Raw genomic sequence first — 26,000 nt, forward strand, 5'->3', positions numbered from 1 at the left:
CGCGTCAGAAAGCCGCGTCAGAGCCGTCAGAGCCCTTCCTCGGCGAAGAAGTCGAGCTGGGGCATGCCGTCCGGGTCCTGCGCCGAACCGTCGACGGGCTGCTCGGCCCAGATGATCTTCCCCTCGGGCGTGTACCGGGTGCCCCAGCGCTCGGAGAGTCGGGCGACCAGGAAGAGTCCGCGGCCGCCCTCGTCCGTCGTCGCGGCGTACCGCAGGTGCGGGGACGTGCTGCTGCCGTCCGCCACCTCGCAGGTGAGGTACTCGTCCCGCAGCAGGCGTACGCGAATGGGCTGCGTGCCGTAGCGGATGGCGTTGGTCACCAGTTCGCTCAGGATCAGTTCCGTGCTGAACACCAGCTCGGACAGGTTCCAGACCTCCAGCTGCTTGACGACCGCCGCCCGCATCTCGGACACCGCGCTGGGGTCGCTGGGCACGTCCCACTGGGCGACGTGGTCGGGGCCGAGGGCGCGGGTACGGGCGATGAGCAGGGCCACGTCGTCCTTGGGCCGGGTCGGCAGGAGCGCTTCCAGGACGGCCCGGCACTTCTCCTCCGGTGAGCTGCCGGCGTGGGAGAGGGCCGTGCGCAGCAGGTCCATCCCGACGTCGATGTCCCTGGTGCGGTCCTCGATCAGGCCGTCGGTGTAGAAGACGAGCTGGCTGCCTTCCTCCAGCTCCAGTTCTGCCGTCTCGAACGGCATGCCGCCGAGGCCCAGCGGCGGGCCGGCCGGAAGCTGCGGGTACTCGACCCGGCCGTCGGGACGGACCAGGGCGGGCGGCGGATGTCCGGCGCGCGCCAGGGCGCACCGCCGGTTCACCGGGTCGTAGACCGCGTACAGGCAGGTGGCTCCCGTCATGGCGAGGGCGCCGTCGCCGGAGGCCGCGTCCTGGTCGATGCGGCCGACGAGGTCGTCGAGGCGCGCGAGGAGCTCGTCCGGGGGCAGGTCGAGGGTGGAGAAGTTGTGCACCGCGGTGCGCAGCCGGCCCATCGTCGCGGCGGCGTGCAGGCCGTGGCCCACGACGTCGCCCACCACCATCGCGACGCGGCTGCCCGGCAGGGGGATGACGTCGAACCAGTCGCCGCCCACACCGGACTGCGCGGGCATGTAGCGGTGCGCGACCTCGACGGCGCTGTGCTCGGGCAGCGTACGGGGCAGCAGGCTGCGTTGCAGCGTGACGGCCAGGGCGTGTTCGCGGGTGTAGCGCCGGGCGTTGTCGACGGCCACGGCGGCGCGGGCGACGAGTTCCTCGGCGAGGGTCAGGTCCTCCGCCTCGAACGGCCCGGGTTTCTCCGAGCGCCAGAAATTCGCGACGCCGAGGACGACCCCACGGGCCTGGAGCGGCACGGTGATGAGGGAGTGGATGCCGTACCGGACGATCCGGCTCGCCCGCTCCGGGTCCTGGGCGTGCCAGCCCGGCGCGCTCGACAGGTCCTCGACCAGCACCGCCCGGCCGGTGCCGAAGCCGCGGGCCATCGGCGTCGAGGGGAGGAACTGGATCAGCCGGTCCTGGGGGTACAGGGGGTGGTCGTCCCGGATGCCGTGGACGGCGGCGCGGAGCAGGTCCAGCTCGCCGCCCTCGGGTTCCTCGCCGGTGAGGACCGGGGCGGCGAGATCGACGGTGACGAAGTCGGCGAACCGCGGGACGGCCACCTCGGCCAGCTCCTGGGCGGTCCGCCGCACGTCGAGGGTGGTACCGATGACCACACCGGCGTCGTACAGCAGCTCCAGCCGCCGGCTCGCGCCCTCGGCCCGCCCCGCCAGGGCCCGGAGCTCCGTGGAGTCGCGGATGGTCGCCACCGTGCCCTTCGGGCCGCCGTCGGCGTCCGTCGGCCGCTGGTTGATCACCAGCAGGCGCCCGTTTGCCAGCAGCACCGCGTCGGTGGCGCACCGGCCCGAGGCGAGCAGCTCGGCCACGCTCGGTTCGAGGTCCGCCAACTCCTCGACCGGCCGGCCCTCGGCGTCGGGCCCCAGGTGCAGCAGCCGTCGGGCCTCGTCGTTGGCCAGCAGCAGCCGGCCGTCGCCCCCGACGATGACCACGCCTTCGCGTACCGAGTGCAGGACCGCGTCGTGGTGCTCGTACATGCGGGTCATCTCGGCCGGGCCCAGGCCGCGGGTCTGGCGCTTGAGCCGCCGGGCGGTCAGCGCGGTGCCGGCCGTGGCCACGGCGAGGCCGGCCGCGCCGGTGCCGAGGATGACGGGCAGCTGCTGGTGCACCGGGGCGCTCACGTGCGCGACCGTGAGCCCCGCGGAGACGAGGGCGACGACCTCTCCGCTGCGATCCCGCACCGGGACGACCGCCTGCACCTCCTCGCCGAGCGGGCCGTCCACGCTCTCGGTCAGGACCTCGCCCCGCAGGGACGGCTCGATGGAGCCGACGAAACGGCCTCCGATGCGCTCCGGCTGGGGGTGCGTGTAGCGGATGCCCCGGGTGTCCATCGCCACGATGAAGTCGACCCCGGCGGTCCGCCGGGTCTCCTCGGCGAGCGGCTGCAGGACCGCGGACGGATCCGGCTGTTTCAGCGCGTCCAGGAGGCTGGGGGAGTGGGCGAACGTCTGCGCGACCGAGACGGAACGATTCCGCGCCTCGCGCTGGCTGGACTGCTGCGTCTGCAGCACCAGCGCCAGGATCGCCCCCAGCGCGAGCAACACCACGACCGCCACCTGGAGGGCGAAGACCTGTCCGGCGACGCTCATGGGGCGTCTGTCGATCAGTGGCGGAAGCGACACGCCCCGTATGCGGTCGAAGCGCCTGATCACGCTGTCCTTTTTAGCATCCGACATGCTGATGGGGCTATAAGCGGACGATAGATCCCCCTTGTCGTGGCCGCTCCCCGCCGGAGGTCGCTCAGGCGGAGGCCGAGGCCACGAAGAACGGAAGGGCGACGAGGAAGCGGCCGGTCTCGGCGCGCCGGCGCTGTTCGGCGAGCCACTCCTCCGCCCGGTCTCGGTCGACGGTGCCGGCGGCGCAGACCGGCTCGGCGAGCCTCGCGAGCAGCGAGAGCATCGCGGGGTCGGTGAACACGCTGGTGTGCGCCTCGACCGTGACGTCGTCGAAGCCGCCGGCCAGGAGCAGGCTGCGGTACTCGCGGGCGGCGCGGGGCGCGTTCAGGAGGTCGGCGCGGGCGTGCACGATCGTGCGGGTGAGCGCTGGGTCGTCCGAGTCGATCATGATGGCGTCCCAGTCCTGGCCGACCAGGACGATCCTGCCGCCCGGGCAGAGGACCCGTCGCGCCTCCGCCACGGCGCGCGCCGGCTCCTGAAGGACGTGGAAGACCTTGTCGGCGCGGTAGCCGCGCACGCTTCCGTCGGCGAACGGCAACTCCTCCGCCCCGGCCTCCAGGAACTCGGCCTCCGGCCACCGCTTCCGGGCCGCGGCCAGCATCACCGGGCTCGGATCCACACCCACGGCGCGCACGCCGCGTTCGGCCAGCTCGGCGACGGCTCGTCCGGCGCCGCAGCCGACGTCCAGGACGGTCGAGTCCGGGACGAGGGACAGCAGTTCGTAGGAGCGGGCCCGGAGCCGGGTGGCGTCCGGCAGCCGGTCCGCGGCGTCGAGTACGGCCAGCATGGATGCGATGTCGCGGTGCTCTGCCACCGCTTCGGGGTTCATGGACATGGACGCCATGCTGCGACTTAATGTCGACATGAAGTCAAGCGAAGCCGGCAGCGGCGTCGGCATGGTGAGCACCGGCGTCGGCGTCGTGGGCACCGGCGTCGGCATGGTGAGCATCGGGGCCCTCGCGGCCCGGTTCGGCCTGGCCACGCACGTGCTGCGCCATTGGGAAGCCGTGGGCCTGCTGCACCCCGTACGGGACGCCGGCGGGCGGCGGCGCTACGGCCCGGACGACGTCACCCGCGTGGCGACCATCCTCGTCATGAAGGAGGCCGGCCTCGGCCTGGACACCATCAGGAGTCTCTCCGCGACGGCGGACCGCACCACCCGGCACGAGATCCTGCGCCCCGTCGCCGAGGAGCTCCGGGCCAGGATCGCCGCGGCCCAGGCCTCGTTGGAGCTGATCGAGGGCGGCATGAACTGCGCGCACGAAGACGTCACCCAGTGCCCGAACTACGGGCGGCTCATCGCCGAGCGGACCGCCTCCCGAGCTCCGGCCGGAGAGCCGGTGAGGGAGGCGGCGACACCGACCTCATGAGAGAGCCGCCCGCATGCCCCTGGCGCGAGCGGTCGTCGACGCCGCGTCGGTAGCTCAGACCTGGTGGACGAGCGCGCCGCCCACGTACGTGCGTTCCACGCGGGCCTCGGCGATCTCCTCCGGCGGCGCGGCGAGGATGTCGCGGTCGAGCACCACCAGGTCGGCGAGGTGGCCGGGGCGCAGGCTGCCGGCGTCGTCGTGGCCGTTCACGTGCGCCGCGCCCGCGGTGTAGGCGGCCAGGGCCGTCGGCAGGTCGAGGCGCTGCTCGGGCAGGAAGACCCGGTGGTCGTCGGTGCCCGGTTCGCGGCGGTTGACGGCCACGTGGAGGCCCGCGAGGGGGTCGGGGCTCGAGACGGGCCAGTCGCTGCCGGCGGCGAGGGTGGCCCCGGCGCGGACCAGATCGCCGAACGGGTACTGCCAGGCGGCGCGTTCGGGCCCGAGGAACGGGATGGTCAGCTCGTCCATCTGCGGCTCGTGCGCCGCCCACAGCGGCTGGATGTTCGCGAGGGCGCCGAGCGCCGCGAACCGCGGCACGTCGTCGGGGTGGACGACCTGGAGGTGGGCCAGGTGGTGGCGGTTGCCGCGCCGCCCGTTGACGGCCACGGCGGCCTCCACCGCGTCGAGCGCCTCGCGCACGGCGCGGTCGCCGAGGGCGTGGAAGTGGACCTGGAAGTCCAGGGCGTCGAGCGCGGTGACGTGGTCGCGCAGGGCGACGGGGTCGACGAAGCTGAGCCCGGAGTTGGCCGTGGCGCAGCCGCAGCCGTCCAGGTACGGGGAGGTCATCGCGGCGGTGAAGTTCTCCGCGATGCCGTCCTGCATGATCTTGACCGAGCCGGCCCGGAACCTCCCGTACGTCAACTCCTCGCGGCGGGCCACGAGTTCGGGAATCTGCTCGGCGCCGCGCTCGCGGTCCCACCACAGCGCCCCCGTCACCCGCGCGGTCAGCGAACCGTCCCGCGCCGCGGCCAGGTACGCGCCGGAAGGGTCGGGCATGCCGTTGAACGCGCCGAGCAGCGCGTCCTGCCAGCCGGTCACGCCCAGCGAGTGCAGCAGCCTCTGCGCCCGCAGCAGAGCCGCGAGCCGCTCCTCAGGGGTGCTCGGCGGCACGAGGCGCGACACCAGTCCCGTCGCACCCTCCTGCAGCATGCCGCTGGGCGACCCGTCCGCCTCCCGCTCGACGCGCCCGTCGGCCGGGTCCGGGGTGGCGGCGGTGACCCCGGCGAGCTCCAGGGCGCGGGAGTTGGCCCAGGCGCCGTGGTGGTCCCGGTTGGACAGCAGTACCGGCCGGTCCGGTACGACCGTGTCGAGCAGGTGCCGGGTCGGCAGCCCGCCGGCGAAGGTCTCCAGGGACCAGCCGCCGCCGGTGATCCACTCCCGGTCCGGGTGCGCCTCGGCGTAGGCGCGGATCCGCTCCAGGCACGAGTCGACGTCGACGACACCGGTCAGGTCGCACTGGGCGAGCTCGCTGCCGCCGCCGACGGCGTGGATGTGCGCGTCCTGGAAGCCGGGCAGCAGCAGCCGGCCGGTCAGGTCGACGACCTCGGTCCGGGGGCCGATCAGCTCGCGCACCTCGTCGTGGCCGACGGCCGTGATCCGTTCCCCGGTGACCGCGAGCGAACTCGCGCGCGTCCGGGCGGAGTCCATCGTGAGGACGGGTCCTCCGGTGAAGACCAGATCGGCGTGGGGCATACGGCGGCTCCCTTGCGTGCGGCGCGCCGGGCGGGCGCGGGGCGGCGGACAGGACGCCATGCAAGCCTGTCGGCGGTTTACAGGTCAATGGTGTTGACATAAGGTGCGGCCATGTCCGATCGCGTGGTCCCCGAAGGCGCCCGGCGGCGGCGCCGGCCGACGAAGCAGGGCGCCGTCCTGTCCGAACGCCTCATCGTCGAGACGGCGTTGCGCCTGGTCGCCGAACACGGCGCGGACGCCCTGTCGGTACGGCGGCTGGGCGCCGCCCTCGGCGCGGACCCCAGCGCCCTGTACCGCTACTTCCGCAACACCGACGCCCTGCTCCTCGCCCTGGCCGACGAGATGATCGGCCGCGCCCAGGAGGGCTGGCGGCCGACCGGCGACTGGCGCGCGGACCTGCGCGCCCTGGGCCTGCGCATCCACGCCGCGTACCTGGCCCAGCCGCAGGCCGCCCTGCTGGCCGCGCACCGCACCACCGGCCGCCCGCACGAGACACGGGCCGTCGAGACGATCCTCGGCATCCTGCGCGACGGCGGCTTCCCCGACGCCCTGGCCGTACGGATCTACCATGCCTTCGTCGACCAGGCCCTGGCCTTCGCCGCCCAGGACGCCGCGGCCGCGGCCCTGCCCGAGGCGGCGGCGGAGGCGGACGCCGAAGTCTGGCACGCCGCGTACGGCCGCCTGCCCGCCCGGACCCACCCGAACATCGCGGCCACGTACCCGCTGCTCGCCGCCGAAATGCGGCACAGCGGCTACCCCTTCGCCCTCGAACTCACCCTCGCGGCGGCGGCAACACTCCATCCTGACGCCTGACGCCTGATGGCGAATTCCAGGAAGAGGACTCGGCGACGCCATGCTTCAGGCAGTCCCCGGCGTTCGGTGGGGGGTGACGTGACCGGTCCAGGACGAGGGTTCCTGGGGCGAATCCCAGACCACTTCGACGTCGACTTCGTGGAAGTCGCGCGCGAGTCCTACGACCATGGCTTCCGCGCGGCCCCGCGCCTCGGCGGGGTCGGCGTCGATCGGCGCGTCGGGAAGCCGCCCGCAGAGCATTCCGCCTTCGGCGGTGAGGACCGTGTGGCGCCAGCCCTCCGGCGTCGCCAGCAGGACGACGGCCTTCGGCATGCCGAAGGGAGTCCGCTTCTTCTTGGCCTGCGGTCGTTTCCCCATGGAGCCATCCAACATCGTCGGCGCACGGGATGCGGAGGCCAGGTGCGTGCGTGGGTGCACCGCGTGCCGGGCCTGAGCCGGGGGAGGGCGCAGGGCTTGGTGGCGTTGCCGGTGTCAGGGGTGGCGGATGGCTTCGGTGAGGCGTTCGGCCGCGTCGACGGCGACCTGGGCGAGCAGCGTGCCGGGGTTGCGGGTGAGGCGTTGGATCGGGCCTGTGACCGTGAGGGCGGCCACGACGCGATGGGCCGCGTCGCGCACCGGCGCCGAGACGGACGCCATGCCGGGTTCGCGTTCGCCGGTCGACTGGGCCCAGCCCCGGCGTCGTACGCCGCTGAGGGTGGTGGCGGTGAAGCGGGCCCCCTGCAGACCGTGGTGGTAGCGCTCGGGTTCCTCCCAGGCCAGCAGGACCTGGGCGGCGGAGCCGGCCTTCATGGGGAGTGCGGAACCGACGGGCACGATGTCACGCAGGCCCGAGGCGCGTTCGGCGGCGGCGACGCAGACGCGCATCTCCCCCTGCCGGCGGTACAGCTGCGCGCTTTCGCCGGTGGTGTCACGCAGGGCGGTGAGTACCGGGCCCGCCGCGGCCAGCAGGCGGTCCTCGCCCGCCGCGGTCGCGAGTTCGGCGAGCCGGGGGCCGAGGACGAAGCGGCCCTGCAGGTCCCTGGCGACGAGGCGGTGGCGTTCGAGGGCGGTGGCGAGCCGGTGGGCTGTGGGCCGGGCCAGTCCCGTGGCGGTGACCAACCCCGCCAGTGTGGCGGGCCCTGACGCCAGCGCGCCCAGGATCACTGCGGTCTTGTCGAGGACGCCGACACCGCTAGAAATATCCGATATATCCATGAGAAGAGGTGCTCCAGTCTCGACCCGCGAGGCATGCGAGGCGTGCGAGGCATGCGAGGCATGCGTCGCGGGAACCGCGCCCAGGCGGAGGGCAGGGAAGATCAGTGGGGAAGGGCCGAAGCGGTCGGCCGATGCGCCGCGGTGATCACGAGACGGATACGCGGGTACGCGGAAAGCCCGGGGCAGACAGAAGCGGGGCGAAGGTCAGCACAGAGAGCACCGTGTCTCCTCATCTTTTCCCGCGCCACGTTGGCGCGGGCCGGAGTTGGCACTGATCCCGACGGCGCGGCGCGAACATGGAGCGCCGGGTCGAACGGGGAGTTGCCGGGGCTTCGTAGGGCCGGTCCCTCCACCCCTCTGGATGATTCGCGAGGAACCATACAAGACTCCGGGCGCTCCCTGCCAACGGCTGCCCGGCTCCGCGAGCGGCAGGTCAGGCGGCCCGCGACGCCGCCGGCGGCGGAACCGAATCCGTTCGGACGCCGGGGCGGGCCTGTGACGAGGTGCAGCAGTACGCGAGCGAGCCGCGCGGGGACAGGACCCGGCGGCGTCGGCTTCGGTCAGGGCCAGACCTGACCGCCGGTCGGCGCGCCTCCGGCCAGTACCAGAAGCGTGGCGTCGAGGCCCGCCATGACCATGATGGCGACGAAGGGCACGCGCCCGCGCACCCACGCGGACGGTCCGGCCACCGCCACGAGGCAGAGCGCGGAGGTCACTCCCGTCAGGCCCATTCCCGCCGGGGACACCGGCCCCGCCGGGCCGGCCGTCAGCACCACGGAGGCGGCGAGGGCCAGGACCGCGGCCGACGCCACGGACCCGCGCCGACCCACTCTCTGCGGGAGCCCGCGCACCCCGCCCGCGAGGTCGTCGTCCAGGTCCGGCAGGACGTTGGCGAAGTGGGCGCTGGTCCCCAGCAGCGCCGCCGCGGCGGTCAGCCACAGGGGTGGCCACGGGCGGCCGGGGAGCGCCAGTGTCAGGAACGCGGGCAGCAGCCCGAAGGCGACCGCGTACGGCAGCCAGGAGAGGACCGTCCGCTTGAGCCACAGGTTGTACGTCCAGCCTGAGGCGACGCAGACGAGGTGCACCACGCCGGCCAGGAGCCCGCAACCGAGCGACAGCGGCACGCAGAGCAGCAGCGCGACGACGGCCGCCGCTTCCACCGCGCCCGGCCGCGCGGCGCCCGTGGCCAGCGGCTTGTCACGGCGGCCCGCGGCCCGGTCGCGCCGCCGGTCCAGAAGGTCGTTGCACCAGCCGATCGACAGCTGACCGGCTGCGACCGCCGCCACCGCCTCGGCCGCCGAGGCCGCGCCGAGGCCGGACGCGACGGCCAGCAGCGCGGCGAGGACCGTCACCGCCGCCGCCGGCACGGGGTGACTTGCCTTCAGCAGGCCGACGACAGTTCGGCGTTGCTCCGAACCCGGAACGGCGGCCGGAGCGGCGAGGCGGGGAGTTCCCTTGTCCGTGGTGGGGCGCACCGCACCACGCTAGGCGACGGCGCGCCCACGACCGCCGGGTTGAGGGCGTCGGCGTCCTACCGTCCCTATGTTGGAGCAATGACCCGCGTCCTCGCGGTGAGCACGGCTTTCCCGCCGCACCGCCACATGCAGCACGAGATCACCGAAGACCTCGTCTCCGGTCTGCCGCCGGGATCCGGCAGGGATCTCGTGCGCCGGCTGCATGCGGCGGCCGGCGTGGAGAGCCGTCATCTCGCGCTGCCCCTCGACCGCTACCGCGCTCTCGGCACCTTCGGCGAGACCAACCGCCTGTTCGTCGAACGGGCCACCGCGCTGGGCGCCGAAGCCGTCGAGCGGGCGCTCCGCGATGCCGGCGTGCGCGCGGAAGACGTCGACCTGGTCGTCTCGACGACCGTGACCGGCATCGCGACCCCCTCCCTGGAGGCGCGTCTGGCCGAACGGATCGGTCTGCGCCCGGATGTCAGGCGCGTGCCGCTGTTCGGGCTCGGCTGCTCGGCGGGCGCGGCCGGCCTGGCCCGGGTGCACGACTTCCTCGACGGCCGGCCCGGCGGCACCGCGCTGCTGTTGTCCACCGAGCTGTGTTCGCTCACCCTGCAGCGAGCCGATCTGTCGACGGCGAACCTGGTGGCGGGCGGCCTGTTCGGCGACGGGGCCGCCGCACTCGTGGCCGTCGGCGGTGACCGGCCCCGTACGGAACCGGGCGCGTCCCACCCCGCGTCCCACCCCGCGTCCGGTCCTCCCGGGCCGACGGTCGCGGCGACGCGCAGCCGCCTGTACCCGGGGACGGAGCACCTGTTGGGCTGGGACGTCGGCGACTGGGGCTTCCGCATGGTCCTCGGCCCGGAACTCCCCGAGCTCGTCAGGCTGCACGTGACGGAGGAGGTCGAGTCCTTCCTCGCCGAGCACGACCTCAAGCCCGCGGACGTCACGGCGTGGATCTGCCACCCCGGCGGCCCGAAGATCCTGGACGCGCTCGCCGACGGACTCGGCCTGCCGGACGCGGCGCTCGCGGCGAGCCGCCGCGCCCTGGCCGGCCACGGCAACCTGTCGTCCGCGTCGGTGCTGCAGATCCTGCAGGCCACGCAGGCCGACGGGCCGCCACCCGGAACGATCGGCCTGATGATCGCCTTCGGGCCGGGCTTCTCGTCCGAACTCGTCCTCCTGGCCTGGTGAGGCTGCCGTGACCCTGACCGAGACGTCGTACACCGTGCTGGTCCTGCTGGTCGCCGCCGAACGCTTCGCGGAACTCGCCGTGGCGCGCCGCAACGGCGCCTGGAGCCGCGCCCGGGGCGCCCGCGAGTACGGTGCGGGGCACTACCCGGTCATGGTCGTCCTGCACACCGCACTGCTCCTCGGCTGCCTCGTCGAACCCTGGGCGGCCGACCGGCCCTTCGTGCCGCTGCTCGGCTGGGTCGCCCTCGCCCTCGTGCTGGCCGCCCAGGCGCTGCGCTGGTGGTGCATCGGCACGCTCGGGCCCCGTTGGCACACGCGGGTGCTGATCGTCCCGGACCTTCCTCTCGTCGCCTCGGGCCCGTACCGCCACCTCCGGCACCCCAACTACGTCGCGGTCGTCGTCGAGGGCGCCGCCCTGCCGCTCGTCCACACCGCCTGGCTGACCGCCCTGGCCTTCTCCCTCCTCAACGCGGCGCTGATCACCGTCCGCATCCGCTGCGAGAACTCGGCCCTGGCGCCTTCACGCGCGCTGCCGCCCACCGGTGCCGTGTCGTGATCGACATCCTCGTCGTCGGCGGCGGCCCGGCGGGCCTGGCCACCGCGATCCACGGAGCACGGCGGGGCTTCGACGTCGTCGTCGCCGAGCCCCGGCCCGCGCCGATCGACAAGGCCTGCGGCGAGGGACTGATGCCGACGGCGGTACGCGCCCTGAGCTCCCTCGGCGTGCAGGTGCCGGGCGCGCACCTCCGGGGCATCCGCTACGTCGACGCCGCCGGCGACCGGCGCGCCGAAGCCCGCTTCCGCACGGGATCCGGTCTCGGCGTCCGCCGGACCACGCTGCACCAGGCACTCGCCGCCCGGGCCGCCCAGCTCGGTGTCCCGGTCATCCCGCACCGCATCCGACGGGTGACCCCCTCCGACGGGTACGTGACCGCGGACGGGATCACCGCCCGCTACCTCGTGGCGGCCGACGGACTGCACTCGCCCATCCGGCGCACCCTGGGCCTGACCGTGCGGCCGGCCACCCGGCGACACGTGCCGCGCTACGGCCTGCGGCGGCACTACGCCGTCGAGCCGTGGACCGACCTGGTCGAGGTGTACTGGTCCGCCGACTGCGAGGCATACGTGACTCCGCTCGGACCCCGGCAGCTCGGCGTCGCCATCCTCACCTCCCGCCACCTGCCCTTCGACGACCAGCTGACCCGCTTCCCCGCACTGGCCGCCCGTCTGCGCACGGCCGAGGGCACACCGGTCAGGGGCGCCGGACCGCTGCGCCAGCAGGCCCGCACCCGGGTGGCCGGCCGGGTCCTGTTCGTGGGCGACGCCGCCGGGTACGTCGACGCGCTGACCGGCGAGGGCCTCACCCTCGCCCTGACAGCGGCGGACACCCTCGTACGCTGCCTCCACGACGGCCGCCCGGAGGCGTACGAATCCGCCTGGCTCCGCCTGTCCCGCAGCTACCGCCTCCTGACGAGTTCTCTCCTCTGGGCGCGGAACCAGCCACCCTTGGCCCCTCTGATCACGCCCGCCGCCGCCCGCTTTCCCGGCCTGTTCCAGAGCGCCGTGAACCTGATCGGCTGACGGGACCGACCCCGGGCGACCTGCTCGGCGGAAAGGGCGAACGTCGTCCTAGAGGGCGCTAGTTGTCGAACCAGACGACGAGCCGGACGTGCTCGTCGCCGTGGACGTCGGCCAAGGCCCGCATCGTCGCCCATACCGGAGCCCATTCGCCGCCCTCCGGTACGGCATCCCGTCGGCTCGTGCGTACGACGCGGAACAGCCGGCCGTCCTGGATCCACTCGTCACCCTCCGGCCTGTCGGCGTGATCCCAGAACCCCTTCCCGGTCAGCACCCAGTCTCCGGAGGCCACGCGCGTGAACATGTGGACGCGCTCGTCCACCTGCTCGGCCAACTCGTCCCCATCCACCCGTGACAGCTCGTCCCACCCGATCCACGTCGCGTCGTGCGCGTCCCGCCCCCAGCCCTCGTACCTCCGCCGGGCCTCCTCAGAGACATCCCCCGGCAGCCCCCGCTCCGCGGCCAGGGGCCGGAAGCCCGCGAGGTTCCGTACGCCGAACAGGCAGCCGAAGGCGTCGTAGTCCCGCCCGCTGTACAGCAGGTCCAGGTCGACGGCCCCGTGCCAGCCGGTCATGTCCTCGGCGTCAAGCGTGCGGTAGTTGGTACGGCACTCCAAGAAGCCGTGTATGTCGGTTCCCATACCGACGGATTCTGCGCCCTGTGCATCAGGGGGACCACGGGATTTCGGGGGCCTGGCTTCTGGATCGGGATGGCATCGCGGGTCATCGGCGGAACTCGCTGACCAGCGAGTGCGCATGGTGTCGGGTGCATGTGCCCCTGTGCCCCCATGGATCGTTTCCCGGCCCCGCCGGGCAGTCACTCGGATCCGGTCGAGACCGAACGCAGCTTCTCGTGCAGCTGGTTCGCGACGGAAGCAGGGCGACATCGCGGCAGCGGTCAATCGTGCCGGGCGACCTTGACGGCGGAGACGAGCAGGACCAGGGCCAGGGCGGGAATCAGTACCGCATCCGGGACGACCCCGAGCAGCAGCCCGCCCACCAGCGCACCGGCGACAGAGCCGCCGATCATGGTGAGCGCGAAGCGGACGTGGGTACCGAGCACCGCGAAACTGCCGTCTCGGCTGTAGCGGGCGAACGCGACCAGCATGGTCGGCAGGGACACCAGCAGGGACAGGCTGCCCGCCGCTTTGACGTCCACCGCGAACAGCAGCACGATCGTGGGGATCAGGAGTTCCCCGCCGGCCACGCCCATGAGCGCCGCGACCACCCCGATGCCGAAGCCGGCCAGGACGCCGCAAAGCACTTGGGCCCACAGGGGCAAGACGAGCGATCCCAGGGTCGTGGCGTGGGTCGCCACCAGCGCCGCAGCCATGACGACCATCAGCGCGGCCAGGACCCTGTACAGGGTGGCGCTCCGCATCCGTACCGCCCACGACGCCCCGGCCCACGCGCCCAGCAGGCTCCCCGCCAGCAGGTTGACCACGACGGGCCAGTGCCCGAAGACCTCGGGAGGCGGCACCGCCGCGAAACGGGCGGGAAGCGCGACGAGAACGACGACCAGGCTCATCGCCTTGTTCAGGATCACGGCTGACAGCGCGGCGAACCCGAACACGCCGATCAGCAGCGGCAGTCGGAACTCCGCGCCGCCCAGGCCGATCATCCCGCCGAGCACGCCCACGGCCCCGCCCGCGGCGAACACCCATGGGGCTGAGTACGTCGGCGTCGAGACGAGGTCCTTGTCCACGGCCATGGCCATGATCCTTGCCTGCCTCATGCCCCGCTCGCCATGGGCCGGCTCCTCCTTCGGCCGAAGACACCGGCAACCCCCGCGCAGTTGGTGGGGAGCTCCGAACCCTGGGGCCTATGCCACGGTGCTGCTGCGGCGTTCGACGAGGACGGTGTCGCGCCAGCGGCCATGGTGGCGGCCGATGCGTTCGCGCCGGCCGATGACGCGGAAGCCGGCCCGTTCGTGGACGGCCAGGCTCGCCGCGTTCTCCGGGAAGATCCCGGACTGGATCGTCCAGATCCCCGCCGCCTCGGTGGAGTCCACGAGCGCCTTGAGCAGGGCGGACGCGACGCCGCGCCCGCGGGCGTCGGGGTGGACGTAGACGGAGTGCTCGACCACGCCGGCGTACACGCAGCGGTCGGAGACCGCCGTGGCGGCGACCCAGCCGAGGACGCGGCCGGTCTCGTCGACGGCGGCGAAGCGGTGTTCGGGCAGCTTGGCCGCGTCGAACTCCGCCCAGGTCGGGGCGGTGGTCTCGAAGGTGGCGTCGCCCTCGTCGATCCCCGCCTGGTAGATCGCGAGCACCTCGTCGGCGTGCGCGGCGGTGAGGGGGACGACCATGACGGAGGCGGTCACGCGGCCGCCGCCTTGGTCAGCAGCTGGCCCATCGCGGCGAGGACGGCCGGCTCGACGCGGTAGTAGACCCAGGTGCCGCGCCGCTCCGAGGACAGCAGCCCGGCCTCCTTCAGCTTCTTCAGGTGGTGCGAGACCGTGGGCTGCGAGACGCCGACATCGGAGATGTCGCAGACGCACGCCTCCCCGCCCTCGTGGGAGGCGACCGCCGAGAACAGCCGCAGTCGGACCGGGTCGCCGAGCGCCTTGAACATCTTCGCCGTCCGCTCGGCCTCGTCCGCCGTCAACGGGCGTTCGGCGAGCGGCGGGCAGCACGGCTCGACCTCGCCGGGCTGGAGCAGCGGCAACGCCTTCGCATTCGACATGCATCTATGTTGACACATGTCGAACCAGGGTAGGGAGCAGGGGGGCGGGCCGCCCGACGGGGGTGAGGGGGTGGATGAGCAAGGCGCCGGCCCGATGGCGGGGGCCGGGTCATGCCCCTAGATCCTCACTCCGTCACCGGGCAGGCACTCGGCGAGGAGGTCGACGATGTCGCGCCAGGCGCGCTGGGCGTGCTGGGGGTGGTAGCCGACGCCGGGGACGGTGGGGTGGTCGACGGTCGGGTGGTGGAAGGCGTGCAGGGCGCCGCCGTAGACGGCGAGGCGCCAGTCGACGCCTGCGGCCTGCATCTCGGCGGTGAACGCGTTGCGTTGTGCGGGCGGCATGATCGGGTCTTCCGACCCGACTCCGGCCCACACGGGGCAGCGGATGCGTGCTGCCTCGCCCGGTCGGCCCGTGGTCACTGCGTTGACCGTTCCGATCGCGCGCAGGTCGACGCCGTCACGTCCGAGTTCCAGCCCGATGGCGCCTCCGGTGCCGTATCCGACGGCGGCGATCCGGTCGGGGTCGGTCCGCGGTTCGGTGCGCAGCACGTCGAGTGCCGCGTGGCCGATGCCCCGCATCCGGTCGGGGTCGGCGAGTAGGGGCAGGCAACGGGCCAGCATCTCCTCGGGATCGCTCAGATAGCGCCCGCCGTGCAGGTCGAAGGCCAGCGTCACGTATCCCAGCTCGGCGAGAGCATCGGCCCGGCGGCGCTCGACGTCGCTGAGTCCCATGCCTTCTGGTCCGAGCAGCACCGCGGGCCGGCGGTCGGTGCCGGCCGGGAGCGCGAGGTGCCCGATCATCGTCAAGCCGTCCGCCGGGTACTCGACCGTACGTGTCGTGATCGTCGTCGTCATGAGACGGGACTGTAGTGATCGTCGAGCCCGCTCCGGTCGTTCTTCTGCCGCAGGCAGAGAGCGGCGCGGGGTCTCTCTGAAATACGGCGAGGGCTCACAAAAGCCGTCACGAAGCCGTCGCCGGCCGGGCCTATGGGCGCGGTGGCTCTGCTGCTGATGGGGATGTCGGTGCCCAGAGCCTCGGCATGGCGGCGACTGGCGGGCGAGTGTGGGGTGAGGCAAAGCCCGACTGTCCACCCGGATGACGTCGGCGACAACGACGTGCTCTGCGAATCGGCGCCCTAATTCGATAGAGGTCTATGTTGACGTTCATCGATATGCGATGCCATGCTGAGAGTGCAAGAGATCGACAGACGTCGAAACACAAGGGGACTCGCCATGATCGCCACCGCCACCGCCACCGCCACCGCCACCGCCGACCAGCTCCCCGTCCTCGTGATCGGGGCCGGTCCCGTCGGTCTGGCCGCCGCGGCACACCTCGTCGAGCGGGGCCTGGAGCCGCTGGTCCTGGAGGCCGGCGAGCAGGCGGGTGCGGCGGTGCGCGAGTGGGCGCACGTCCGGCTGTTCTCCACCTGGGGCGAGGTCACCGACCCGGCCGCCGAGAAGCTCCTCGCCCCGACCGGCTGGGCGAAGCCCGACGCCGAGACGTACCCCACCGGCGGTGATTGGACGGAGCAGTACCTGCAGCCCCTCGCCGACGCCCTGGGCGACAAGGTGGTGCGCGTCGGCGCCCGTGTCACCGGCGTCTCCCGCTCGGGCCGCGACCGGATCGTCGACGCCGACCGCGACACGCAGCCGTTCACCGTCCACGTCACGTACGCCGACGGCCGCGAGGAGCGGATCCTCGCCCGCGCCGTCATCGACGCCTCCGGCACGTGGGGCATCCCGAGCCCCGCCGGCGGCGACGGCCTCCCGGCCCTCGGTGAGCGCGCGGCCGCGGACCGGATCTCGTACCGCGTCCCCGACCTCAAGGACCCGGCCGTCCGCGCCCGTTACGCGGGCAAGCGCGTCGCCGTCATCGGCTCCGGCGCCTCCGCGTTCACCGCGCTCGCCTCCCTGGCCGACCTCGCGAAGTCCGCGGACGGCGCGGGCACTCACGCCACCTGGATCCTGCGCCGCGGCATCTCCGGCTCCACCTTCGGCGGCGGCACCGCCGACCAACTCCCCGCCCGCGGCGCCCTCGGCCTCGCCGCCAAGGCCGCCGTCGACGAAGGCCACGCCGACGCCGTCACCGGCTTCCGCACCGAGGCGATCCACCGCGACGGCGAGCGCCTGGTCCTCGTCGCCGAGGACGGCCGCCGCCTCGCTCCGGTCGACGAGGTCATCGTGCTCACCGGCTTCCGCCCCGACCTCTCCTTCCTCGACGAACTCCGCCTCGGCCTCGACGAGCGACTGCAGGCCCCGCTCGCGCTCGCCCCGCTGATCGACCCCAACCGGCACTCCTGCGGCACCGTCTACCCGCACGGCGTGAACGAGCTCTCGCATCCGGAGTCGGGCGTCTACCTGGTCGGCATGAAGTCCTACGGCCGCGCCCCGACCTTCCTCGCCCTCACCGGCTACGAGCAGGTCCGCTCCGTCGTCGCCGCGATCGCCGGCGACCGCGAGTCCGCCGAGCGCGTCGAACTCGTCCTGCCGGAGACCGGCGTGTGCGGCGGAGCCGGCCTCTTCGACCAGGCGGAAGCCGATGCCGCGCCGGACGGCGGCGGCTGCTGCGCTCCGGCCCCCGCCCTGGTTCAGCTCGGCGTCGATGCGCCGGCCGCCCCGGGCGGCTGCTGACTCGCCCCCTCAACCACTCCAGGAGGAACGTGATGTCCCGCGTACAGCTCGCCCTGCGTGTCCCGGACCTGGCGGCGTCCGTCGCCTTCTACACCAAGCTCTTCGGCACCGAGCCGGCCAAACTCCGCGACGGCTACGCCAACTTCGCCGTGGCCGAGCCGCCGCTCAAGCTCGTCCTCATCGAAGGCACCGCCGACGAGGACACGCACATGGACCACCTCGGCGTGGAAGTCGACAGCACCGACGCCGTCCACGCCGCCACCACCCGGCTGAACGAAGAGGGTTTGACGACGACGGAGGAGAACGACACCCGCTGTTGCTATGCCCTCCAGGACAAGGTCTGGGTCCACGGCCCCGGCCGCGAGCCGTGGGAGGTGTACGTCGTCAAAGCCGACGCCGACACCCTGACCAAGCAGAAGGACAGTGCGTGCTGCACCGGTCCGGCCGACGCCGGCGCCGATGAGCGCCCACCGCTCTCCGCAGGCGGCTGCTGCTGACCCTGCGACGACCGAACGACACCACACCCGCGGGGTCACGACCGGAACCGGGGACCGGCCGAGGCCCCGCGCCGTGCTGCCCGTGGGACGGCAGCGGCGCCGAGGATCCGACCGGCGAGCCGAGGTGCGCCGTACGACGCACCGTCCCACTAACGCGGCTGCGCGTTCCCGTGTTGGTCGCTCGCCTGCTCCAAGGCGGCCTCGTAGGCGTGCAGGGCGTTGATGACGGTGGCGCGGTCCGCGGGGGCGAGGCCGTGCATGACGCGTTCCCAGGCGGAGGCGCTGCCGGAGAGCCATTCGCCGATCGGCGCGGCGTAGGCGGGGGCGATGGCGATGATGCGGCGGCGGCGGTCGGCGGGATCGGCGGTGCGCTGCAGGACGCCCGGCCGCGACAGCTCGCTGACCATGAGGCTGACGGTCGTGGGGGCGACCTCCAGCCGGGCGGCCAGGTCGTTGACGCTGGTGGGGCCGTCGTACTCCAGGTGGGCCAGCAGCGCGAGATGCCGCGGTGCCAGGTCCAGGCCCTGGAGCGCCGGAGGGATGGGCAGGCGCTTGGCGCGGCCGACGAGCCGTGGCATGAGCAACAGCAGGGTGCGGACGGCCTCGTTCACGGCGGGACCGTCCGATTCCGTGGACATCCAAGACCTCCTGCAGATACCTTTAAGTGCAAAGCCTTTGGAGCCAAAGGGAACGAGGTCCACTATGCCGCATCTGACCGTCCACCTTCCAGAGAACAGGCTGACCGGCAAGGAGCCCGAGCTCATCGCCGCATTGACCGACGCGATCGTCGACGTCTACGGCGCATGGGCCCGCGACCTCGTGAGCGTCCGCCTGGCCGGAGTACCCGCGGGCCGTTCAGCGCAGGGAGGCAAGGCCGTGGACACGAACGCCTCGGTGGTCCTGGGCGTCCGCGCCGGCGTCTTCGACCGCCCCGACGCCGCCCAGATCACCCAGAGTCTCGGCACCGGGCTCACCGACGCGATCACGCGCGTCGTCGGCGAGGACCTCCGCGACGGGACCATGGTCGAACTCGTGGCGTCACCGCCGGAACGAACCTTCGTCGGCGGCACCCTGGCCGCGTGACGTTCGCGCTGCTGAGCCTCTGGGGTAACAACCAAGGCTTCTTCAGCACAGGCCCGGTGCCGGCGGCGGATGGTCCCTACGATGCGTTGAACGCGCCGATCGGGATCCGGTCCCGATCGGCGCGTGGTGGGCCGTGACTAGCCGAGGTGCCTGGCGAAGAACCTCAGCGTGCTCTCCAGCTCGTACGCCGGGATCTCCCCGTGCTTGCCCGGGTTGGCGTGCAACGTCTTCTCGGTCGAGGCGAAGGCGTCGAACAGCGCCAGGCTCTGAGCCCGTGGCACCCGCTCGTCGTCCCACTGCACCAAGAACTCCACCGGGACGGTGATCCGCGCGGCGGCCTCGGCCGACGCCGCCACCCCGCCCAGGCCCAGTACCGCCGCGCGGACGCGCGGTTCGGCAGCGACGAACGGAACACCGAGTCCGCAGCCCAGTGAGACGCCCCAGTAGCCCGCGGGGCCGGTGCCGACGTGCTCGCGTTGCTGGACCGCGTCCAGGACCGCCCGCCATTCCGGCACGGTCCGGCGGGCCACGAGCGCCTGGAAGCCGGCGATCAGCGGGGCCAGATCCTCACCGGCTTCCACCCGTGCCTGGTTCTCGGTCACGATCCGGTCGTACTCCTCGACCTTCGGCCGGTCGCCATGGGCGGGAACGTCGACCGCGACGACCGCGTAACCGAGATCGGTCACGAAGCGGCGTGCACGAGCCAGAACGCCGGGGGCCTTCTTGTGCTGACCGCCCCCGTGTCCCATCACGACGAGCGGACGAGTGCCGACGGCGCCTTCCGGCGTCCACAGCACGCCAGGAATCTCGCCGAGGGTGAAGAGCTGTTCGCGGACGCCGTCGGACGACGTCTCAGAGATGAAGCGCATAGCGGTTCATGCCTTTCGGGATGCCTCTGCGGACGCTCCCTAGGCCATGCGAGGGAGGGAGGTCCGACCTGTCACAGCGTTGATCGGTCTCACCTCCTCAGTTCGCATGGATGCACGGCGGCAGGAACCTATCACGAAGGCCTCCACCGTGGTCCGGGGCTGGTGACGACGACAGGGAGGCGTTGTTTGATGAAACGGTCTCGGTGCGCGACGAATCCCGATGCTCCCTTGTAGACGCTGGACCCGCCTGCGCACCACGAACCCCATCGAGTCCGCCTTCGCGGTGGTTCGGCTCCGAACGAAGGTCACGTAGGTCACGTAGGTCACGAAGGGCGCCGGCAGTGCGGCCGCTGCCTCGGTCATGGTCTTCGAACTCGTGGAGTGAGCGCGCCGCATCGCGTCGCACTGGTCCGTGCAGGAGCCCGCTTCGAGCGGGGTATCCCGACGAGCGATGCGCGGCCCGCGCGCCATGAAAACCACCGACGACCGTCGGCCGAGAAACCGGTGGCCGGCCGGGCCGACCAGCGGTGAAGATCACGGCATGACCTACTTCCTTGAGACCGACCGGCTCGTCCTGCGCGCGTTCACGACGGCCGACACCGACCACCTGCTCGCCCTGGACGGCGACCCCGAGGTCATGCGCTTCATCAACGGAGGTCGCCCCACCAGCCGCGAGGCGATGGAGACGCGGGTCCTGCCACGACTGATGCATGACTACCCGTGCTGGAATACCCGCGGCTACTGGGCCGCGCAGGAGAGGACCACCGGCACCTTCCTGGGCTGGTTCCACTTCCGGCCGCTGGACGAGCACAGTTCCGCCGTGGTCGAACTCGGCTACCGCTTGAACCGGGCGGCTTGGGGGCACGGCTATGCCACCGAGGGGTCCCAGGCACTGATCCACAAGGGCTTTACGGACCTGGAGGTCGAGCGGGTCACGGCGAACACGATGGCCGTCAACACCCGTTCCCGCCGTGTCATGGAGAAGTCGGGCCTGTCCTTCGTCCGGACCTTCACCGGGGACTGGCCGGAGGCGATCGAGGGCTCCGAACACGGTGAAGTCGAGTACGCACTCACCCGGACCCAATGGGAACAGCGGTAGATCTCGACGACCCCGTCCACAACTCTTGAACGAGGATCGTGCTCGACTTCGGGTACCCCTGGTTGATCACCTGGAAGAGAACGGGTCGTCGTCGCCGCGCAGCGGCAGATAGGCCGGTTCATCGATCACGAGAGCAGGACATCGTCTCTGTCCTTGCTGCCGCCCACTAACGGTGGCTCTACTCGGCGGACGCCGGTCGTCCACAACACAGGAGTCGCCCGCCGCGATGCCGGTGTCGGCGAGTTCGTGTGAGCGTCGGCTGTCCGGGCCCAGGTGGCGGTGACGACCGCCAAGCGGGCTCCGGCAGCGGCATGCTGGGCGAAGGCGCCCACAAGGGACGGGCGGAATGCACCAGGTGGGGGCGGGGTCATGGTCGTGCCTTTCTCTCGAATGCGGGGGCGTGGTCGCCGGGCTCAGAACTCCGTCCGCGCGGCCGCCCTCGGCGCCGCCGTCCCTGCCCCGGTCAACAGGGCTTCGCCACCCTCACCCTCGGATGCGCCCTGATCTGCTGGAGGCGGCTTGCTGCGTCGCGACAGCAGCCGGTCCCTGCACCGGAAGATCGCTGAAGCAGTGAAGCCAGTCAGTGCACGCGGTCCCCACACTCCGCCGGAAACAGCACGGCATCCGGCGGCAGTTCGCCCGGATGCCGGGCGAACACCCGCAGGCATGCTTCGAGAGAGCCCTCGGCGGGCGGGTACTCGAGGGCAAGTTCGCTCAGCACGGTGATGGCGCCAGCGAGATGCATTTCCGCCGCGTGTACGCCGTCGGGGAGGCAGCCGGCCAAGATGCCGAAGGCCGCCATGTCGCCGCCGTCCGCGACGCACTCTCGGACCTCGAAGCGCCCGTGCGCGGCCGAGTCGGCCGGCAATGACTTCCCCCTCTTGCCCAGCCCGACAAGGAAATCGGTGTGATCTCGCAGATGGTGGGCGATGGCACAGCAGACGGGAACCGCGGTGCCGTCAGGAGCCGCCACCCGTGTGTACCCGGCATGCGGATAGCACGACAGAGCCTCATCAAGCAGCCCCAATGCGGTGTCCTGTGCCGCCGGGTGACCCCGCTGGGCGATGTCCAGGAGCAGCGGGGCCGCAACCACAGCGGCTGGGAACACCGCGGCGCTGTGGCCGTGAACAATTCCACCGCCGCGGAGCTGCGAGCCGGCCTCTGCCGCCTGTACCAGGTTCGATGCCTCGGAAAGGGCACGTAGACCACGGGCGGCACGATCCGGTTCATACCAGTCGGGATGGCCCCGTGGTCGAGAGGAAGGGCCGGGATCCACGCTGTCAGGCACTGGTCGCTCGGTACGGACCGCGGGCCGGGCAGTGCGTCCCGCGGCACGAGTCAGGCTTCCTCACCGAGCTCTCGGCGGGGGCGGCTCGGTACGCGATCGGAGCGGTGGGCGGCGTACAGCCGGTAGGAGACGTGGTTGTCCGGCTTCGGGGAGTCGATCGCGGTGACCGAGTCCATGGTGAGGCCGTGCTGGAGCATGAGGTCCTCCCACAGCTGGGGCGTGAGGACCCACATGTCCACGGGGTGGTCGTCGGTGGTGCCGGGCAGCCGCAGGATCTCGGGCCGCGGGGCCACCTGGGCCGACGGGCCAGTGCCGTGGGAGTTGGTGTGCAGTGCCGAGAAGACCAGGCGTCCGCCCGGTTTGAGGCCGTTGGCCAGGACGGGGAGGAGCCGGTCGGGGTCCAAGTACGGCATGGAGCCGACGGAGTAGATCAGGTCGTACGGGTCGGCGTCGCGCAGGTGGGCCATGGCGTCGGCGCACACCAGGCGCAGGCCCGGGGTGTTCGGGTAGCGGGTGGTGGCGCGCTGGTGCTGGGCGGGGGAGGCGTCCACGGCGGTGACGTCGGCACCGAGGGCGGCGAGGTGGGCGGCGTGCCGGCCGAGCCCGCTGCCGAGATCGAGTACGCGCAGCCCGCTCACGTCACCGAGGGCTTCGATGCCGGGGCCGGCGTCCGGGATGCCCCAGTCCCACCGGTCCAGCTCGGGCAGTTGTACGTTCCGGGCGAGTTGGTGCGCGCCGTAGATGTTCCAGGTCTCGACGGTGTCCGAGTCGGTGTTCACAGGGTTCTCCATCGGGTGGCTCGGGTGGCTCGGGTGGCTCGGGTGGCTCGGGTGGCTCGGGTGGCTCGGGTGGCTCGGGTGGCTCGGGTGGCTCGGGTGGCTCGGGTGGCCGGGGTGGGTGCGGGTCAGGGGCGTAGGGCGTAGCAGCGGAGGACGTCGAGGTCGGCGGTGTGGACGGCGGACCACCCCGCGGCGAGCATCTCGGCCTGGGCGGGCGTGATTCCGAGGTCCTGCAGGGGGTCGGTATCGGCGCGGCGCCCGGAGATCTCGGTGACACCCAGAAGGTGCCGCCCGGGGCGAGGAGGTGGCGGACGCGGTCGAGGAGGGCCGGTTTGTCGTCGATCCATCGGTAGACCAGGCGGCAGGTGATGACCGTGTACGCCGGCTCCGGGAGGGCGCTGAGGTCGTCGGTGACGAAGTCCATGCACCTCCAGACCGGTTCGTGGCCGACCTCGGTGTCCTGGGCCGCGGCGAGCGCGACGGCGGTGGGGGAGCAGTCGACGCCGGTCGTGCGGTAGCCGAGCCGGGTGAGGCGTCGGGCCAGCGAACCGTCGCCGCAGCCGAGGTCGAGGGCCGGGCGGCCTCGGCCAGGGCCGAGGTGGTCCTCCAGCAGCCGGCTCTCGGTGTCGTCGAGCTGCCGGTAGCGGCGGCCCGCGGACCAGAGCCGCTCCCAGTAGGTTGCGGCCGCGGTGGACATGGTGGTCATGAGGCTCCTTCGCGGGGAGGCGGCACGGGCGCGCGGACGGGCATCGCGGCGCAGAGCCCCCGGCCGTTGCCGGCTGGGGCGGCCCAAGCCCAGGCCCCGTCCCCGGCGCAGGCCCAGAGCCATGGCCCTGGGGTCACGCAGGGCGGTTCACCTCATGGCCGGTGCGCCGTTCGAGCTCCCACAGTGTCCGGAACAGCCCTGGTTCCCGGGTGAGTTGTGCGTACGTCCCCTCCTGCACGAGGCGCCCCCGGTCGAGTACGACGATCCGGTCGGCGACGGCGACATTGGCGAGCCGGTGCGTGATCAGGAGGATGGCCCGGTCCTTCGCCAACTGCCGCAGGCCGGTGAAGACATGGTGCTCCGCACGGGCGTCGAGAGCGGCCGTGGGCTCGTCCATCACGAGCAGGGCGGCCTGCCGGTGGAACGCCCGGGTCAGGACCACGCGCTGCCACTGCCCGCCGGACAGCTGGTGGCCGCCGAACCACTCGGACGTCAGGAGCGTGTCGAGCCCGGACCGCAGCTCTGGCAGCATGTCCGCGGCCCCCGACGCCTCGCAGGCCGCCATGAGGGCGGCGTCACTCGTGTCGCCCTGCCCGAGAGTGATGTTGTCCCGGAGGGTGAGCGGCAGGTAGGTGAACCTCTGCGGAGCCAGCGCGACGTGCTTCCACGCCTCCCACGGCTCCAGCCGCACCGTGGTCGCGTGGTCCCAGGCGACTTCTCCGGAGGTCGGCAGCAGCAGGCCGCAGATCAACCGGGACAGCGTCGTCTTGCCCGACCCGTTCTCCCCGACCAGTGCCACGATCTCCCCGCGCCGCACCTGCAGCGACACCCCGGTGAGACTGTCCTTCTCCGCGCCGTCGTACCGGTAGGTGACGCCACGGACCTCGAACCGCTCCGGCGCCGCCGGCAGCAGTTCGGAACCGCGCGAGGCCGTCATCGCCTGCCCGTGGGCGTTGTCGAGGAAGTTCTGCCAGTCCTGCACGTACCAGCCGGTGCGCACCAGCCGGGCCCCGCCGTTGATGATGCCCCGCACGGAGCTGGTAGCCGTCTGCAGGGCGAAGACCGCGCCGCCCCCGGCCGCCAGATCCATCCGGCCGGAGACCAGGAGCCACAGCAGCGTCGCCCAGACCGCCGCCGACGCGACTCCGCCGGCCGCCGCCCCGACCAGGCCCATCCAGGCCCCGGTGCCGGCGGCCTTGCGCTCGGCGGCGTTGACCGACGCGGCAAGGCGCCGGTAGCGGCCGAGGAGGAACGGACCGGCCAGGCACGCACGCATCTCCTCGCTGGACTCCATGTACGACATGTGCCACCGCAACTTGTGCAGCATCCGCCGGCGCCCCGAGGTCTCCAGACCCGCCAGGTACACCACGCGCGCGGCCCGCACGTATGCGGCGGCCTGCGGCAGGCACGCCAGGAGCAGCAGGGGAAGGAGCACGGGGTGAATCACGGCGAGGACGGTCGCTCCGGCGGCGAGACTCGCGGTGGCGGCCAGCACGTCCTGGGCCTCCTCCACAGATCCGGGGTGACCTGGGCGCCACGGTCGGCGATGTCGTACGAGTCGTTGTAACCGGGCTTGTTGTTCGCCGCGGCCTCGGCGCCCAGCGCCGCCTCGACCATGCTCACCTCCGCGGCCCTCGCGAGCACCGGACGCAGCCGGCCGGTCAGCCACGTCACGGTGATCCCCAACAGGGCGCGCAGGCCGGTGGCCGCGGCGATGACAGCCAGCTGCGGAGCCGCCTCCCGCAGCCGCTCCGTGATGTCACCGGAGGCGATCAGCGCCGTAAGCGTCCCGGTGACGGCGAAAAGGCCCAGGGCGGCCAGCACGCCGGAGCCGACCTGGCACGCCAGCAGCCCGGCCGTCGCAGCCCGGTCCACCTGCCAGGCCATGGCCAACGACCGCCGTACCAAGGAGGGCAGGCGCCGTGCCATCGTGGCGGTCGTCATCTGCTCGCCGGCACGCAGCCGGGACTCGTCCCGGAACCGGAACTCCTCCTCCTGCGCGATGCCCGAGTCGTCCGCGCGAGTTCCCTCCGCTTCGCCTGCCTGCGCCTGTTGAGATCCGCTTTCCACGGTCAAGCTGTCCCCCTGTCTCGTCGGCGGGGCGGTTCACGAAGCTCAACGAGCCGGCTGGGATATCGAACGTGTGTATTTCGGTCGGGCACGAAATCCCGGGATGGTGGGGCCGAGGGAGCGTGAGGGGTACATCGACCCGCCACCCACAACAGGAGTACGGCGAACGGTGATTGGCCGAAACGCCGATCAAGCCCCTGCGGGCGTGCGGGCGCGCGGGGG

The 26,000-nt window shown here is 72.5% G+C and carries 26 protein-coding genes, 2 pseudogenes and 1 riboswitch; of the genes and pseudogenes, 11 read left to right on the forward strand and 17 right to left on the reverse strand.

From position 1 onward, the window contains the following. Window positions 1–26: 26 nt before the first annotated feature. Both ACNJ93_RS29370 and ACNJ93_RS29375 read right to left on the reverse strand, forming a co-directional pair. Window positions 27–2,693, reverse strand: coding sequence for a SpoIIE family protein phosphatase (locus ACNJ93_RS29370; protein ID WP_418960484.1), 2,667 nt, complete (start codon window positions 2,691–2,693; stop codon window positions 27–29). A gap of 151 nt (window positions 2,694–2,844) precedes the next feature. Then, window positions 2,845–3,615, reverse strand: coding sequence for a methyltransferase domain-containing protein (locus ACNJ93_RS29375; RefSeq protein WP_418960485.1), 771 nt, complete (start codon window positions 3,613–3,615; stop codon window positions 2,845–2,847). Window positions 3,616–3,676: 61 nt separating this feature from the next. Between ACNJ93_RS29375 and ACNJ93_RS29380 the strand changes: the two genes are divergently transcribed. Further along, window positions 3,677–4,150, forward strand: coding sequence for a MerR family transcriptional regulator (locus tag ACNJ93_RS29380; protein WP_418961571.1), 474 nt, complete (start codon window positions 3,677–3,679; stop codon window positions 4,148–4,150). A gap of 54 nt (window positions 4,151–4,204) precedes the next feature. On the opposite strand, the gene ACNJ93_RS29385 is transcribed toward ACNJ93_RS29380, so the two are convergent. After that, complete coding sequence (locus ACNJ93_RS29385; RefSeq protein WP_418960486.1) at window positions 4,205–5,839, reverse strand: amidohydrolase; 1,635 nt, start codon at window positions 5,837–5,839, stop codon at window positions 4,205–4,207. Window positions 5,840–5,950: 111 nt separating this feature from the next. Between ACNJ93_RS29385 and ACNJ93_RS29390 the strand changes: the two genes are divergently transcribed. Then, window positions 5,951–6,652: a helix-turn-helix domain-containing protein gene (locus ACNJ93_RS29390; protein WP_418960487.1), complete on the forward strand. Its 702-nt coding sequence runs from the start codon at window positions 5,951–5,953 to the stop codon at window positions 6,650–6,652. Window positions 6,653–6,697: 45 nt separating this feature from the next. On the opposite strand, the gene ACNJ93_RS29395 is transcribed toward ACNJ93_RS29390, so the two are convergent. From ACNJ93_RS29395 to ACNJ93_RS29405, 3 genes are all read right to left on the reverse strand, one after another. Beyond that, a complete protein-coding gene (locus ACNJ93_RS29395; protein ID WP_418960488.1) occupies window positions 6,698–7,009 on the reverse strand; it encodes a hypothetical protein in 312 nt (103 codons plus the stop codon). 114 nt (window positions 7,010–7,123) lie between these two features. Continuing rightward, window positions 7,124–7,846, reverse strand: coding sequence for an IclR family transcriptional regulator (locus tag ACNJ93_RS29400; RefSeq protein ID WP_418960489.1), 723 nt, complete (start codon window positions 7,844–7,846; stop codon window positions 7,124–7,126). 226 nt (window positions 7,847–8,072) lie between these two features. Further along, a riboswitch (SAM riboswitch) is annotated at window positions 8,073–8,214 on the reverse strand. Between the two features lie 192 nt (window positions 8,215–8,406). Beyond that, window positions 8,407–9,321 carry a UbiA family prenyltransferase gene (locus ACNJ93_RS29405; protein ID WP_418960490.1) on the reverse strand — a complete coding sequence of 305 codons (915 nt, stop codon included), beginning with the start codon at window positions 9,319–9,321 and terminating at the stop codon, window positions 8,407–8,409. A 78-nt stretch (window positions 9,322–9,399) separates the two neighbouring features. On the opposite strand from ACNJ93_RS29405, the gene ACNJ93_RS29410 reads away from it, so the two are divergent. The 3 genes from ACNJ93_RS29410 to ACNJ93_RS29420 are packed head-to-tail and all read left to right on the forward strand — an operon-like array spanning window position 9,400 to window position 12,075. After that, a complete protein-coding gene (locus ACNJ93_RS29410) occupies window positions 9,400–10,494 on the forward strand; it encodes a type III polyketide synthase (protein WP_418960491.1) in 1,095 nt (364 codons plus the stop codon). 7 nt (window positions 10,495–10,501) lie between these two features. Next, window positions 10,502–11,050 (forward strand): isoprenylcysteine carboxyl methyltransferase family protein, encoded by a 549-nt coding sequence (locus tag ACNJ93_RS29415; RefSeq protein WP_418960492.1) that lies wholly within the window; start codon window positions 10,502–10,504, stop codon window positions 11,048–11,050. Continuing rightward, entirely contained in the window at window positions 11,047–12,075 is a 1,029-nt protein-coding gene (locus ACNJ93_RS29420) for an NAD(P)/FAD-dependent oxidoreductase (protein ID WP_418960493.1), read from the forward strand. The genes ACNJ93_RS29415 and ACNJ93_RS29420 overlap by 4 nt, the downstream gene beginning before the upstream one ends. A 58-nt stretch (window positions 12,076–12,133) precedes the next feature. Here the strand turns inward: ACNJ93_RS29420 and ACNJ93_RS29425 are convergent, their stop codons facing one another. The 5 genes from ACNJ93_RS29425 to ACNJ93_RS29445 form a co-directional block, all read right to left on the reverse strand. Then, window positions 12,134–12,712: a hypothetical protein gene (locus ACNJ93_RS29425; protein WP_418960494.1), complete on the reverse strand. Its 579-nt coding sequence runs from the start codon at window positions 12,710–12,712 to the stop codon at window positions 12,134–12,136. A gap of 257 nt (window positions 12,713–12,969) precedes the next feature. Beyond that, window positions 12,970–13,782 carry a TSUP family transporter gene (locus ACNJ93_RS29430; protein WP_418960495.1) on the reverse strand — a complete coding sequence of 271 codons (813 nt, stop codon included), beginning with the start codon at window positions 13,780–13,782 and terminating at the stop codon, window positions 12,970–12,972. Window positions 13,783–13,893: 111 nt separating this feature from the next. Next, window positions 13,894–14,379 carry an N-acetyltransferase family protein gene (locus ACNJ93_RS29435; protein ID WP_418961572.1) on the reverse strand — a complete coding sequence of 162 codons (486 nt, stop codon included), beginning with the start codon at window positions 14,377–14,379 and terminating at the stop codon, window positions 13,894–13,896. Between the two features lie 11 nt (window positions 14,380–14,390). Continuing rightward, on the reverse strand, window positions 14,391–14,756 hold the full coding sequence (locus tag ACNJ93_RS29440; protein ID WP_418960496.1) for an ArsR/SmtB family transcription factor: 366 nt from the start codon (window positions 14,754–14,756) through the stop codon (window positions 14,391–14,393). Between the two features lie 117 nt (window positions 14,757–14,873). Beyond that, window positions 14,874–15,611: a dienelactone hydrolase family protein gene (locus ACNJ93_RS29445; RefSeq protein WP_418960497.1), complete on the reverse strand. Its 738-nt coding sequence runs from the start codon at window positions 15,609–15,611 to the stop codon at window positions 14,874–14,876. A gap of 378 nt (window positions 15,612–15,989) precedes the next feature. Here ACNJ93_RS29445 and ACNJ93_RS29450 point away from each other — a divergent pair, with 378 nt between their 5' ends. Continuing rightward, window positions 15,990–17,387 carry an FAD-dependent oxidoreductase gene (locus tag ACNJ93_RS29450; RefSeq protein ID WP_418960498.1) on the forward strand — a complete coding sequence of 466 codons (1,398 nt, stop codon included), beginning with the start codon at window positions 15,990–15,992 and terminating at the stop codon, window positions 17,385–17,387. Window positions 17,388–17,419: 32 nt separating this feature from the next. Beyond that, window positions 17,420–17,884, forward strand: a complete 465-nt coding sequence (locus ACNJ93_RS29455) for an ArsI/CadI family heavy metal resistance metalloenzyme (protein WP_418960499.1) — start codon at window positions 17,420–17,422, stop codon at window positions 17,882–17,884. A 149-nt stretch (window positions 17,885–18,033) separates the two neighbouring features. On the opposite strand, the gene ACNJ93_RS29460 is transcribed toward ACNJ93_RS29455, so the two are convergent. After that, on the reverse strand, window positions 18,034–18,522 hold the full coding sequence (locus ACNJ93_RS29460; RefSeq protein WP_418960500.1) for a MarR family winged helix-turn-helix transcriptional regulator: 489 nt from the start codon (window positions 18,520–18,522) through the stop codon (window positions 18,034–18,036). A gap of 64 nt (window positions 18,523–18,586) precedes the next feature. Here ACNJ93_RS29460 and ACNJ93_RS29465 point away from each other — a divergent pair, with 64 nt between their 5' ends. Both ACNJ93_RS29465 and ACNJ93_RS29470 read left to right on the forward strand, forming a co-directional pair. Beyond that, a complete protein-coding gene (locus ACNJ93_RS29465; protein ID WP_418960501.1) occupies window positions 18,587–18,967 on the forward strand; it encodes a tautomerase family protein in 381 nt (126 codons plus the stop codon). Next, complete coding sequence (locus ACNJ93_RS29470; RefSeq protein ID WP_418960502.1) at window positions 18,964–19,104, forward strand: hypothetical protein; 141 nt, start codon at window positions 18,964–18,966, stop codon at window positions 19,102–19,104. The genes ACNJ93_RS29465 and ACNJ93_RS29470 overlap by 4 nt, the downstream gene beginning before the upstream one ends. Here the strand turns inward: ACNJ93_RS29470 and ACNJ93_RS29475 are convergent, their stop codons facing one another. Continuing rightward, window positions 19,105–19,836, reverse strand: coding sequence for a dienelactone hydrolase family protein (locus ACNJ93_RS29475; RefSeq protein ID WP_418960503.1), 732 nt, complete (start codon window positions 19,834–19,836; stop codon window positions 19,105–19,107). It abuts the gene before it with no gap. A 226-nt stretch (window positions 19,837–20,062) separates the two neighbouring features. On the opposite strand from ACNJ93_RS29475, the pseudogene ACNJ93_RS29480 reads away from it, so the two are divergent. Together ACNJ93_RS29480 and ACNJ93_RS29485 are read left to right on the forward strand one after the other, a co-directional pair. Continuing rightward, a pseudogene (locus tag ACNJ93_RS29480) lies at window positions 20,063–20,274 on the forward strand (IS256 family transposase); the annotation flags it as partial. A gap of 103 nt (window positions 20,275–20,377) precedes the next feature. Continuing rightward, window positions 20,378–20,935 carry a GNAT family N-acetyltransferase gene (locus tag ACNJ93_RS29485; RefSeq protein WP_418960504.1) on the forward strand — a complete coding sequence of 186 codons (558 nt, stop codon included), beginning with the start codon at window positions 20,378–20,380 and terminating at the stop codon, window positions 20,933–20,935. A 580-nt stretch (window positions 20,936–21,515) separates the two neighbouring features. On the opposite strand, the gene ACNJ93_RS29490 is transcribed toward ACNJ93_RS29485, so the two are convergent. The 4 genes and pseudogenes from ACNJ93_RS29490 to ACNJ93_RS29505 form a co-directional block, all read right to left on the reverse strand. Beyond that, complete coding sequence (locus tag ACNJ93_RS29490; protein ID WP_418960505.1) at window positions 21,516–22,223, reverse strand: hypothetical protein; 708 nt, start codon at window positions 22,221–22,223, stop codon at window positions 21,516–21,518. Between the two features lie 50 nt (window positions 22,224–22,273). Then, window positions 22,274–22,966, reverse strand: a complete 693-nt coding sequence (locus tag ACNJ93_RS29495) for a class I SAM-dependent methyltransferase (RefSeq protein WP_418961573.1) — start codon at window positions 22,964–22,966, stop codon at window positions 22,274–22,276. Continuing rightward, entirely contained in the window at window positions 22,863–23,831 is a 969-nt protein-coding gene (locus tag ACNJ93_RS29500) for a class I SAM-dependent methyltransferase (RefSeq protein ID WP_418960506.1), read from the reverse strand. Before ACNJ93_RS29500 ends, ACNJ93_RS29495 begins: the two co-directional genes overlap by 104 nt. 10 nt (window positions 23,832–23,841) lie before the next feature. Further along, window positions 23,842–25,712: pseudogene (locus ACNJ93_RS29505) on the reverse strand (ATP-binding cassette domain-containing protein). Window positions 25,713–26,000: the final 288 nt, after the last annotated feature.

Source organism: Streptomyces tritici, assembly GCF_048500665.1.
Classification (GTDB): domain Bacteria; phylum Actinomycetota; class Actinomycetes; order Streptomycetales; family Streptomycetaceae; genus Streptomyces; species Streptomyces tritici.